The organism is Phaeovulum sp. (assembly GCF_030684035.1).
Taxonomy (GTDB): Bacteria; Pseudomonadota; Alphaproteobacteria; order Rhodobacterales; family Rhodobacteraceae; genus UBA6213.
In genome coordinates, this window is the sequence record NZ_JAUXPI010000036.1 from 44,962 (window position 1) to 55,841 (window position 10,880).

11 protein-coding genes and 1 tRNA gene are annotated in these 10,880 nt (G+C 63.5%); 4 read left to right on the top strand and 8 right to left on the bottom strand.

Annotated elements, in window-relative coordinates; translation table 11 throughout:
- Nucleotide 1: 1 nt before the first annotated feature.
- Nucleotides 2-1,174, bottom strand: a complete 1,173-nt coding sequence (locus tag Q8J98_RS08075; protein WP_336623091.1) for a D-alanyl-D-alanine carboxypeptidase family protein — start codon at nucleotides 1,172-1,174, stop codon at nucleotides 2-4.
- 8 nt (nucleotides 1,175-1,182) lie between these two features.
- Nucleotides 1,183-2,013: an SPOR domain-containing protein gene (locus Q8J98_RS08080; RefSeq protein ID WP_305293914.1), complete on the bottom strand. Its 831-nt coding sequence runs from the start codon at nucleotides 2,011-2,013 to the stop codon at nucleotides 1,183-1,185.
- Between the two features lie 300 nt (nucleotides 2,014-2,313).
- Here Q8J98_RS08080 and Q8J98_RS08085 point away from each other — a divergent pair, with 300 nt between their 5' ends.
- Together Q8J98_RS08085 and Q8J98_RS08090 are read left to right on the top strand one after the other, a co-directional pair.
- The gene (locus Q8J98_RS08085) at nucleotides 2,314-3,384 is read left to right on the top strand and encodes an SH3 domain-containing protein (protein WP_305293915.1); all 1,071 of its coding nucleotides are present in this window, start codon (nucleotides 2,314-2,316) and stop codon (nucleotides 3,382-3,384) included.
- Between the two features lie 170 nt (nucleotides 3,385-3,554).
- Nucleotides 3,555-3,642: transfer RNA gene (locus Q8J98_RS08090), tRNA-Ser, on the top strand.
- 138 nt (nucleotides 3,643-3,780) lie between these two features.
- On the opposite strand, the gene Q8J98_RS08095 is transcribed toward Q8J98_RS08090, so the two are convergent.
- From Q8J98_RS08095 to dctP, 6 genes are all read right to left on the bottom strand, one after another.
- The gene (locus Q8J98_RS08095) at nucleotides 3,781-4,305 is read right to left on the bottom strand and encodes a MaoC/PaaZ C-terminal domain-containing protein (RefSeq protein WP_305293916.1); all 525 of its coding nucleotides are present in this window, start codon (nucleotides 4,303-4,305) and stop codon (nucleotides 3,781-3,783) included.
- A 13-nt stretch (nucleotides 4,306-4,318) separates the two neighbouring features.
- The gene (locus Q8J98_RS08100; RefSeq protein WP_305293917.1) at nucleotides 4,319-4,834 is read right to left on the bottom strand and encodes a MaoC family dehydratase; all 516 of its coding nucleotides are present in this window, start codon (nucleotides 4,832-4,834) and stop codon (nucleotides 4,319-4,321) included.
- A gap of 29 nt (nucleotides 4,835-4,863) precedes the next feature.
- A complete protein-coding gene (locus Q8J98_RS08105; protein ID WP_305293918.1) occupies nucleotides 4,864-5,712 on the bottom strand; it encodes a CoA ester lyase in 849 nt (282 codons plus the stop codon).
- Nucleotides 5,709-7,001, bottom strand: a complete 1,293-nt coding sequence (locus tag Q8J98_RS08110; protein WP_305293919.1) for a TRAP transporter large permease — start codon at nucleotides 6,999-7,001, stop codon at nucleotides 5,709-5,711. Before Q8J98_RS08110 ends, Q8J98_RS08105 begins: the two co-directional genes overlap by 4 nt.
- Before the next feature lie 15 nt (nucleotides 7,002-7,016).
- Entirely contained in the window at nucleotides 7,017-7,523 is a 507-nt protein-coding gene (locus Q8J98_RS08115) for a TRAP transporter small permease (protein WP_305293920.1), read from the bottom strand.
- Nucleotides 7,524-7,591: 68 nt separating this feature from the next.
- Complete coding sequence (gene dctP, locus Q8J98_RS08120; protein ID WP_305293921.1) at nucleotides 7,592-8,626, bottom strand: TRAP transporter substrate-binding protein DctP; 1,035 nt, start codon at nucleotides 8,624-8,626, stop codon at nucleotides 7,592-7,594.
- Between the two features lie 148 nt (nucleotides 8,627-8,774).
- On the opposite strand from dctP, the gene Q8J98_RS08125 reads away from it, so the two are divergent.
- Nucleotides 8,775-9,974, top strand: coding sequence for a CaiB/BaiF CoA-transferase family protein (locus tag Q8J98_RS08125; protein ID WP_305293922.1), 1,200 nt, complete (start codon nucleotides 8,775-8,777; stop codon nucleotides 9,972-9,974).
- 35 nt (nucleotides 9,975-10,009) lie between these two features.
- Nucleotides 10,010-10,747 (top strand): GntR family transcriptional regulator, encoded by a 738-nt coding sequence (locus tag Q8J98_RS08130; RefSeq protein ID WP_305293923.1) that lies wholly within the window; start codon nucleotides 10,010-10,012, stop codon nucleotides 10,745-10,747.
- Nucleotides 10,748-10,880 lie beyond the last annotated feature (133 nt).

Consider the following 10,880-nt stretch of genomic DNA (forward strand, 5'->3'; position numbering starts at 1 on the left):
CTCAGTTGCCCGCAGCTTCAGCAAGCTTGCCCGCAAGCCGCGCGAAGGCAGCGCGGAGCCGCACCGTGATGCCGCCCGCCGCAACCTCGGCAGCCGCGACCAGCGGTATCCGCTTGCTGCCTGCGATCCCTGGCACCTCGACCACCAACTCGCCAAGCACCTGCCCGGCGGAAATTGGCGCGGTGACCGGGGCGGCATAGATTGCCTCGGCCTTCAGCCCCTCGCCTGCAACGGCGGGCACCAGAAGCCGCAGGTCGGCCCCGGCGACCAGCGTCACATCGGGCGCGGCACCAAGCCAAACCGGCACCGAAACCAGCGCCGAGCCCTTGGCCACCACGGTTCTCAAAAGGAACTGGCGAAATGCCCAGGCAACGATCTGTTCGGATTCGCGCGCCCGCGCGGCTTCGCTTTCAAACCCTGACAGGACAAGGATCAGCCGCCTTTCCCCCTGCACGACCGAACCGACCAAACCGTAGCCCGCTTCGGTGGTGTGCCCGGTCTTCATGCCGTCGGCACCGATACCCATTCCCAACAGCGGGTTGCGGTTGTTCTTGTTCGCCTCGGAGCGGTTCTTGTAATTGTATTCGGTCTGCGCAAAGACCGGATAATACTCGGGAAACTCGGTGATGATCCGGCGCGCGACGATGCCAAGGTCGCGCATGCTCATGCGGTGGTTGGGGTCTGGCCAGCCCGAAGCATTGGCGAATGTCGCGGTCTCCATGCCAAGCGCGCGGGCGCGATCGGTCATTGCCTTGGCAAAGGCATCTTCGCTGCCCGCAAGCCCTTCGGCTACCACGATGCAGGCATCATTGCCCGAATTGATGATGATCCCGTGGATCAGTTCTTCCACCGTCGGGCGGTCGGTTTCGTTGAGAAACATCGTCGAGCCGCCGATCGCCTTGGCGCGCGCGGTAACCGCAAAACGGGTGTCGAGCGTTACCCGGCCATCGCGCAGCGCCTCGAACAGCATGTAGAGCGTCATCAGTTTCGACATCGAAGCCGGCGGCAATGGCTGGTCGGCGTTTTTTTCCAGCAGAACCGTGTCGGTGGCGAGGTCGTAAACCCAGGCTGCGCGCGCCGTGGTTTCATAGGCACGCGCAGGCAACGCCAGCAGCAGCACCGCCATCAGCAGCGCGAGGAAAGGGCGGAGGGCGGCTAGGTACATCTGGTGCATTGGCAAGCTCAGTTGGAAACGGCGTAAGCGTCGGCATAGCCGAGCGCCTTGACCTTGGCCAGAAGTGGCCCGCGCTCGGCGGCACTGGCAGCGGGCCCGGCGATCACCCGCCAGAAGGTCTTGCCGTGGCTGCTTTCCTTCTTGACCACGGCCCCGAGACCGGCGGCGCGGATCTGCTCGGCGGCACGGTTGGCGTTGGCCTCGACGCTGAAAATGCCGATCTGCACATAGGCTTGGGTGAGCGCCCTCGCGGGTGCCGCAGTGCTTGCGGCGGCTGGCGCAGCTTCGGCGGCGGCAATGGCAGCTGCGGCGGTGCTGGTGACATCGCCAAGCGGGGTTGCGGTGATGGTGCCCGGCGCGCCGGTAACTGGCGCGGGCGCTGCCGCTGCGGCAGGCACCTCGGGGGCGACTTCCTCGCGGCGCAGCGCAATTACCGAAAGCGCGGCGGGCTGCCCGGCGAGCATTCCAAGCGCTGCGGCGGCATCGGAAGAGACTTGAACCCGCGGTCCGGGGGCCTCGCGCTCGCGCCGGAACAACGCGCCGATCACGAATTTGCCGTTGCCGGAATTGCGGATGATCACCCGCTCGGGGCTGGTTACGCTCGCATCGGCAACCCAAACCCCTCCGAGCGAGGGCCTGCCATCCCAAAGACCCTGATCGGTCAGCGAAAACACATCGGGGGCCTCGACATCGCGCTCCACCAGTCGGGTGGAAACTTCGGCGACGGGCGCAGCTCCTTCCCCGCCGCCGCCGAACGGCCGCCCGCCCTCGCCGCAGCCCGAAAGCCCCAGCCCGGTTGCCAGCACCGCGACCATCCAGCCGATGCGCGCCCTCGTCATTCGTGCCCCCTTCGCGCGGCTGTTTGCCGCGTCTGTCTGAACCTGCCTGTCGGCGGCAACGCGCCGCCCCTGCGCTGCGTTGCGCCGAACTCTACCCGCTTCGCCGCCTCAAGAAAAGTGCGCATGCGGCGGCTGGCGGTTTTGTGCTTTGCCTTCGCTTGGCAAAGGTTTCGAGCTTGGTCATGGCTGCAAGCGAGAATTTGTCGTATAGTGCATTCGCCGCATTTTGGCACAGTTCGGGGCCGTGGGTTTGCTGCCATGCCGTTGCACGGGGCGCGCGGCCCGTTTGGGGGGAGCATCATGAAAATTCTTCGCGCGCTCAAGGCTTTCAGCACCGCACTTGCGGCGCTCGCAATTTCAGCTGTTTCTGCGGCCGCAGTCGAAGCGGTTGCCACGACTTGGCTTAACGTGCGCTCTGGTCCCGGCGGCGGCTTTGGCGTGGTCACCACGCTGGCACCGAATACGGTCGTCAATGTCTCGGAATGTCAGGACAACGGCTGGTGCTATGTCGAGCACGCCGGGCCAAGCGGCTGGGTCAGTTCCACATATCTGGCAGCACCCGCCGCGGGCGGCGGCGGTGCCAGTGCCGACCCCAACTGCAAACTGAGCCTGACACTCGGCCCCTCGGGCCCGACGCTTTCGCTGGTTTGCGGTGACGGCAGCGTGACTGTGCCTTTGCCGGGCACCCCGCCACCGCCACCGCCGCCACCGCCGGTTGGCGATCAGGCCTGTTTCTACCAGGACCCGAACTATGGTGGGCAGGAATTCTGCTACGGAACCGGCACCCTGAATTCGCTGAACGCGACCTTCAACAACAAGATCTCGTCGGTGAAGCTTTTCGGTGCCGCCCGGGCGCGGCTCTGCGACAATACCAATCTCGGCGGTCCGTGCTTTGCCGTCACCTCCGATACCGCGCTGCTCACCGCCGCGATCAACGACAAGGCCTCGTCGCTTGCGGTGCATACCGGCATCTGGCTTGATGTGGTGCCGCTGCCGCTGCCACCGGTGCTTCCGCTTCTGCCGGTAACGCATTCGACCGGGGCGATAGACCTGCACCAGACCTTTTCCGCCAACCTCGACAACGGCTCGATCGGCAGCGCCGGGGCGGACATCTGGTACCAGGCGGTTACCGCCGCCGAAAAATACATAACCCCGCGCAATGGCGCGCAACTGGCGCTGGGTGATGGTTCGAACCGTGGCTACGCTGGTTGCCGTGTCGCCTCGTTCAGCGGCGCACAAATTTCGCTCAACTCGATCCCGGTTGGCACCTATGTCTGTGTCAAGACCAGCGAGGGCCGCACCTCGCAATTCCGGCTGAATGGCTATGTCGGAACCACCATGAAGTTGGGCTACACGACCTGGACCAACTGAACCTACGAAAGGGCGGCGCTGCCCGCGCCGCCCGCTTTCCCCGCCCCTACCGCGCGGCTTCACCAGCCGGGCAAGCAAGCCCTTTCAGAATCGCCCCGACCACGGTAAAGCCCTGATCCGTCGGAGGCTTGGCGGAGCGGTTTGGCGCACTGGTCTTGAAAGCCGACTTCGGAAGGGTGGCAGAGTGGTCGATTGCTCTGGTCTTGAAAACCAGCGATGCGCAAGCATCCGTGGGTTCGAATCCCACCCCTTCCGCCACGACTTTACCCATTGATATTGTGAGATATTTGGCACTGCGCCGACTGCGAAACAGGGTCGGCTTGGCTGATGGGCATTCGGCATCGGATCTTGCGCCGCCCATGCGGCTGTGCTGCGAGCCGCCGCGCGGGCGTGGCTTCAGACATAACCGGCGGCCCGGTGCGGCCCTGCCGACGAGCGGTAGACCAGCAGCTTGCGCTCGTACCGGCAGACTTCGCTGCCGCCGCGGACAATGCCCCTGGTCTGCACATGCAGGATACCCTGGTCCGGCCGCGACTTGGTTTCGCGTTTGCCCAATATCGTTGACTCGGCAAAAACCATGTCGCCGTCGCGGATCGGATGCGCGAAGCTGACATTTTCCCACGCCAGGTTTGCCACGACGCGGCCAAAGGCGCGCGTCGTGGTGGCGGCAAAGGCGCCCAGGATCCAGGCCTGCGAAATCTCGGCGGCCCCGCCGCCCGCACAGGCGGCAAAAGTCGGGTCCATCAGAACCGGCGAATGGTCACCCGCGATCGTGGCGCGGTACCGCGCTTCGGCCCAGGAAAAGCTGAAGCCGGGGCGATGCTCGATGACCAGACCCGGATCGACGTCATCAAACTCCAGTCCCAGGGTCTCGACAAACTCGTTGTCGCCAACGGCAATATGCGAAGGGTGCAGGCGCATCTGGTTTTCTTCCTCAATAGCCAAGGGCGGCAAACGGGCCACGGTCGCGGCGATAGATCTGCTGATCATAGGTCACGATGGCGACCACGGTCTTGTCGGCGCGCACCAGGCTCGCCTCGCAGGAGACGATGCCGCAATCGGGGTCGGCGGCGTCGGCGCGGGTGCCAAGCACAAGGGTTTGCGCATAAAGCGTGTCGCCGCCATAAACCGGCGCGGTGAGCCGAATGGAACTGAATCCCTCAATTCGCCTGCGCCGCCCGAAGGTCTTCCAGCCAAGCCCAACGGCGCGCTGCAAGGTGAGCGTGCTGACCACAAGCGGCCGCCCGAATTCTGTCGCAGCGGCGTAATGTTCATCATAATGCAGCGCGGCCTGATTCAAGGTTGCAAGAGCTTCGTTGACATTGTCCTGCTGGGTGATGGTCACGCCGGGGCGGTGATGGAAAAGCTGGCCGGAAGCGAAATCCTCGAAACTCAGGCCGACAGACTCGCGGATGCGCCCTTCGGCAATCGGGTCAAAAGCTGCGAACACGTTCGGGCCTCCTGTTGCTAGGGCGCGGTTCATTGGCGCTGTTCTGCGCGTGCAAGGATGCGTCGCGCAGCATTGGCCACCGGCAGGTCGATCATTTTTCCGTCGAGTTGTGCGGCCCCCCCGTGCGCTGCATCCAGCGCGGCCAGCACGCGCCTTGCACGGGTGATTTCGGCTTCCGAGGGCTGGAATGCATCCAGAATGGGGGCAACCTGCGCCGGGTGAATGGCGAGCTTTCCGGTGAACCCCATGGCCCGCACCCGAAGCGCCTCGGCCCGCAGCGCGGCGGCATCGGCCAGATCAAGTTGCGGCACATCGAAGAGGCCGATACCAACCGCAGCCGCTGCAATCACCAGCGCGCCGCGTGCTGCAAAAAGCGGTTCCCATTCGAATGCGGCACCCAGATCCGCCGCAAGATCGGCACCGCCGAAACCGAGAGCGTCATCCCGGCCAAGCGCCGCCGCCACCGCTGCCGCCGCGTTGATGCCGCGCGCGGTTTCGATGGCAGCCAGCAATGGTCGCGCGGCGGGGTCATGGGCGCGCACCAGTTCGATGTCGCGCGGCGCTTCCACCTTGGCGAGACACAGGCCCGAAGCTGCAAGCCGACCGTCGGCCAGTGCCGCCAGATCATCGAGCGCGGCGCGCGTTCCCAAGGGATTGAGCCGGACATAGACCGAAGGGCCCATGCCGCCTTCACGCGCGCGTGCGAGGTAATCGCAAGCGGCGCGAAGGGCCGCTGGTTTCTCGGATTGCGGAACGGCATCCTCAAGATCAATGACGATGCCATCGGGCGAGGCGGCGGCCGCCTTGTCGAAGCGGTCGGGGCGGTTGCCGGGCACGAACAGCAGGCAGGACTTGTGGGCGAGGCTGTGCTGGCTCATCGCGCCGCCCCTAGCAGCATGTCGGGCAGCCCGGTTGACAGCTGCGGCACCAGTATGACCGTGATCCAGAGAATGATCATCGCAGCGAGAAACGGCAGCATGCCGCGCTGCACCTCGGTGACCGGTGCCTTTGCCACCTCGGCCATGACGAACAGGTTCAACCCGACCGGCGGGGTCAGCATGGCAATTTCGATGCCGACAATCATCACGATGGCGTATTGCACCGTGTCTATACCCAACGCGTGCAGAATGGGCACCGTGAGCGGCAGCGTGATCAGGATAATCGAATAACCCTCGAGCACGGTACCGAGCACCAGCAGGATTCCGGCCATGACGAACAGAAACTGCGTCGCGCTCAGCTCGAGCCCCATCACAAGCTCGGCAAGCCGCACCGCCAAACCATCCCGCGTGAGCCAGAGCGACAGCAGATTGGCCCCCGCAATGATCAGCAAGATCGCGGCGGTCCGGGATATTCCCTGCACCAAAACCTCGGGTACCGCGCTGAGTTTCAGTGACCGGTAAACAAAGACGCTGACCAGCAAGGCCACCGCCGCCGACAGCGCGGCAGCTTCGGTCACGGTCACGAAACCGCCGTAGATGCCACCCAGAACGATCAGCGGAACCGCGAGCGCGGGGAGTGCCGCGAGATTGGCGCGCGCCAGTTCCGGCCAGCCGGGAAACGGAATTGGTTTGCCCCCCTGCCCGCGCGCCATGACCATGATGACAAGCGAAAACAGCCCCACCTGAATTGCGCCCGGAACAACGCCCGCAAGAAAAAGCCGCGGGATCGAGGTTTCGGACATCAATCCGTAGATCACCATCGGCATCGAGGGCGGGATGAGAATTCCAAGGGTTCCCGCGGCCGCAGTTACGCCAAGCGCGAAGGGGCGCTTGTAGCCGCGCTCGAGCATTTCGGGCACGACCATGGTTCCCATCGCCAGAACCGTTGCGACCGACGAGCCGCTGATCGCCGAGAACATTGCGGTTGCGGCGAGCGCCGCCAACGGAATGCCACCGGGCAGACGCCCGATCCAGCTTGCCGCCATCAGGATGAGGGCGCGAGCGATGCCGCCGCCCTGAATGAACCCGGCGGCGATCACGAAAAACGGCACCGCCATCAGCGTTGCCGAATTCATGTGGTCAAGCACGGTCTGGGCAATTCCCGCAACCGACCCGCCATCGAGCAACAACAGCACGATGCCGAGCCCCATGAGCACGATGTAGATGGGAATTCCCAGTGCCAGAAGCCCCAGCAGCGCGACAATTCCGTAGATGGCCTCAATTCCCATGGTGCCGCGTATCCCTCAGAATTCGTGCTTGCCCAATTCGTCGCGGACCTTGCCGGCAATGATCTTCGTCGTGCGCACCGCAAGATGGAAAGCCAGCAGAAATGCGCCAACCGGCAGCGACAGATAGTAAATCCAGAGCGGCAGCCGCAGCGTTGAGGATGTGCGCTCGTCCCAGCGGTGGGCCTGTTCGACAACCAGCGCACCGGACCAGAGCAGAAATAGCGCCAGGGCAATTCCAGCCACCCCCGCCGCCACGATCAGCAAGAACCGCAACCGGGCCGGAAGAATGGCAAGCGCGGTATCAACGCGAACGTGGCCGCCTTGCCCTGCCGTCCGCGCCCCGGCAAGAAAGGTGGCCCAGATGGTAACGAAGATGGTCAGATCAAACGCCCAGTCGAGCGTGACGCTTGGCAAGAGGTAGCGGGCGGTCATCGCCGCGCAGGCAAGCAGCAGCGCCGTTGCCGCCAGCGCCGCGATCAGGGCTTTTTCAACGGCGTCGATTGCGGCAAGCGCACGGTTCATCGATCGATCCTCGCAAGTGCGGCCCTGCCCCGCGCCAATTGCCTCGGCACCGGCAGGGCCCCGTGGCTTCAGTTCAGCTTTGCGATCTCGGCCTGCGCAAGCGCGACGATCGCCGGATCGACGCCGAGTTGCACGGCGATTTCGGGCGCAAGCGCCAGAAGGCGCGCATTTACCTCGGCCAGTTCCGCCGGATCGGGCTCGTGGATGACAACGCCATTCGCGGCGTTTTCTTCGGCTGCGGCGGCTTGCCGACGAACCGCCTCGGCACGCTCTTCATCAATCACGCTTTCCCATGCCTCACGGAAGGCCTTCTGGTGTTCGGCACTCAGGCTGTCCCAGAACTTCTTGTTGACCAGCGGAACGTAGTAGAGAACCGACACCTGGTCGACGAAGACCGATTTCACCCCCGCCTCGAACAGCTTGGCCGAGCGGAGTGTTTCATTGGTCGTAAGCAGCGCGTCGATCGCCCCTTGCGACAGCGCCATTGGCACATCCGGAAACGGGATCGAAACCCCTTCAGCCCCAAGCGCCTTGTAGCGCGCAATAAAGCCTGCGCCGCCCGGCACCCGGATGCGGGCTCCCTTGAAATCGGCAAAGCTGGTCAGGTCGCGTCCCGCGCCGAATGTGTTGGTGAAACCCAGCAGGAACCATCTGCCCGGCACCACAAGGCCAAGCTTGTCGCCGATATTGGCGGCCAGCGCCGCCCCAAGCTCGCCGTCAACCAACTGGTTCACCTGCTCGGGCGAGCGCCCGGAAAACAGCGGCAGATCAAGTAGGTTCATGTTGGAGACAAAGGCGGCGATTGACGAATTCGTGGTCACCGACATTTCGATGTCGCCCTGCGCCACGGCCTTGGGCTCATCGCGGGCGGCATAAAGTTGCCCGGCCTCGAACAACTCGCCAACCAGTTCGTTCGAAGTTGCCGCCGCCAGGCGCTCCATGAACACCCGCAGGGTGATGTTGCGCACATGGTTTGGCCCGGTATCCACCGAAATCCGGTATTTCGTCTCGGCCGCCGCGTAGCCTGTCAGCGAAGCCAGCGCGAGTGTGGCGGTAAGCGCCAGCCCTGCGAGGCTGCGGCTGTAAGAGATATATTCCTTCATCGTTCTTCCTCCCAGAAGTGTCAGATTGCAGCTGCCCGGCAGCCCGCCTTTGCTTTCGACGCCGCCTTTCTGGCCATGTCGTCGAATGTCACTTGATCTTGTATGGACAACCGGACAAAATCAAGCCCAAGTTTACGCGGAGGACAAAATGGGTTTGCTCACCGGCATCAGGGTGCTTGCAGTCGAGCTTTACGGTGCCGGTCCGTTCGGGACCCAGGCCTTGGCAGATCTGGGTGCCGAGATCATCAAGATCGAAAACCCGCGCGAGGGCGGCGATGTTACCCGCTCGCTCGGGCCTTATTTCGACGCGGCCATGGGCGAGACCGCCGAAAGCCTGTTCTTCCAGTCGATCAACCGCAACAAGCGCAGTGTCGCGCTGGATCTGGCCACCCCCGAGGGGCATGCGGCATTCCTAGCGCTGGCGCGCGGGGTCGATGCGGTTGCCTGCAACCTGCGCGGCGACGTTCCGGCGAAACTCGGCATAACTTACGAGACGCTCGCGGCGGTGAACCCGAAGATCGTCTGCGCCTTCCTGACGGCTTATGGGCGCGAGGGCAGCCGCGCCAGTTGGCCCGGATATGATTACATGATTCAGGCCGAGGCGGGGTATTTTGCGCTGAATGGCGAGCCGGATTCGCCGCCTTCCCGGTTCGGGCTTTCCATTGTCGATTTCATGACCGGGTATTGCATGGCGCTGTCGCTGCTTGCAGGCATCATGGCGGCGCGTGAAAGCGGCACCGGGCGCAATATCGATGTGGCGCTTTACGATGTCGGCCTCGCCAATCTGAATTACCTCGCGGCATGGAGCGCCAATGCAGGCTACGAGCCTGCGCGCATTGCGCGCTCTGGCCACCCAACACTGGTTCCCTGCCAGTTGTTCCGCACCAAGGATAGCTGGATCTACATCATGGCGAACAAGGAGAAATTCTTCCCAGCCCTTTGCGCGGCGCTGAACCGGCCCGAGTTGGTAGCGGATGCGCGATTCACCGGCTTTGCCGAGCGCCTTGCGCATCGCGCGGAACTTTCCGATTTGCTCGACGATGCCTTCGGTACGCGCACTACCGCGGATTGGCTTGAGACACTCGCCGGCGTGGTCCCGGCAGCACCCGTCATGAAAATGGGCGAGGCGCTGAAATCGCGCTTCACCGAGGAAAGGAACATGGTCGTCGAAGTGGAAACCGCCGATGGCGCAAGGGTAAAGGTCGTCGGCTCGCCGTTTCGCACCGGCGAAGCCGACCCCTGCCGCGCAGCCCCCGTTCTTGGTCAGGACACGGAGGCGTTGCTTTTGGCGGCGGGCTATGGTTCACCCCAAATCGAAGCAATGCGCAGGCGCGGCATCGTGATTTGACTGGCGGCGATTGCCCGCCCGACGAAGGCAGAACCATGGCAGCGGGAGCAAGTCCGCTTTTCAAGCAAATTGCGCTGGCACTTGGCGATGCAATCGAGGCCGGATCGATTGCCGTTGGCGCAATGCTGCCGACCGAAGCGGAACTGGCGCGCCGCTACAGTGTCAGCCGCCATACCGTTCGCGATGCCCTGAGCGAATTGCGCAGCCTGGGGCTGATTGAAAGTCGTCAGGGCAAGGGCAGCTACGTTGTTCGCGTGCACCGGCTTTCAGGCTATACCCAGTCCTATTCGTCGATCGAGGAACTCACCCGATTTGCAGTTGGCACACCACTTCACGCGATCGCCGTTGATGATGTGCTCGCCGATATCGCCCTGGCCCGAAAAATTGATGGCGGGGTCGGCCAATCCTACGTTCGCATCCGCGCTTTGCGCTATGACCACGACGACACCAGCTCGATCCCGGTGGGATATGTGGAGGTTTATGTTGATGCCAGCTTCGGTCGGATTCGTTCGCAGTTGCACGATCTGAAGATATCGATCGCGGAGACACTGGAGCGCCTTTACGATGTCCACATTTCCCGAATTGAACAGGAGATTTCGGTCCATGTGCTCAGCGAAGAAATTGCGGCGCGGTTGCATACGAAACCGGGCACTCCGGCGATGCTGATCCGGCGCAAATACGCCTCGGAAAACGGACGGATATTCGAGATAGCCTTCAGCTATTACCCGATGGGCCGCTTTGCCTATAGAAACGTGTTGCAGCGCAAGACCTAGTGTTCGACACCTGACGCAGGATTCCCGCCGGTGCCATGCTGTGGCATAGTCGGAGGATGAGACGCTCCGACATCTGCCTTTTCCTTGGCCCCGCCGACCGCGCTGAGCTTCAAGCTCTGCTGACCAACCGCAA

What these genes read in the sequence shown, in the direction of transcription:
- Q8J98_RS08075 (WP_336623091.1), bottom strand. Translation starts at nt 1,174, where the DNA reads ATGCACCAGATGTACCTAGCCGCCCTCCGCCCTTTCCTCGCGCTGCTG.
- Q8J98_RS08080 (WP_305293914.1), bottom strand. Translation starts at nt 2,013, where the DNA reads ATGACGAGGGCGCGCATCGGCTGGATGGTCGCGGTGCTGGCAACCGGG.
- Q8J98_RS08085 (WP_305293915.1), top strand. Translation starts at nt 2,314, where the DNA reads ATGAAAATTCTTCGCGCGCTCAAGGCTTTCAGCACCGCACTTGCGGCG.
- Q8J98_RS08095 (WP_305293916.1), bottom strand. Translation starts at nt 4,305, where the DNA reads ATGCGCCTGCACCCTTCGCATATTGCCGTTGGCGACAACGAGTTTGTC.
- Q8J98_RS08105 (WP_305293918.1), bottom strand. Translation starts at nt 5,712, where the DNA reads ATGAGCCAGCACAGCCTCGCCCACAAGTCCTGCCTGCTGTTCGTGCCC.
- Q8J98_RS08110 (WP_305293919.1), bottom strand. Translation starts at nt 7,001, where the DNA reads ATGGGAATTGAGGCCATCTACGGAATTGTCGCGCTGCTGGGGCTTCTG.
- Q8J98_RS08115 (WP_305293920.1), bottom strand. Translation starts at nt 7,523, where the DNA reads ATGAACCGTGCGCTTGCCGCAATCGACGCCGTTGAAAAAGCCCTGATC.
- dctP (WP_305293921.1), bottom strand. Translation starts at nt 8,626, where the DNA reads ATGAAGGAATATATCTCTTACAGCCGCAGCCTCGCAGGGCTGGCGCTT.
- Q8J98_RS08125 (WP_305293922.1), top strand. Translation starts at nt 8,775, where the DNA reads ATGGGTTTGCTCACCGGCATCAGGGTGCTTGCAGTCGAGCTTTACGGT.
- Q8J98_RS08130 (WP_305293923.1), top strand. Translation starts at nt 10,010, where the DNA reads ATGGCAGCGGGAGCAAGTCCGCTTTTCAAGCAAATTGCGCTGGCACTT.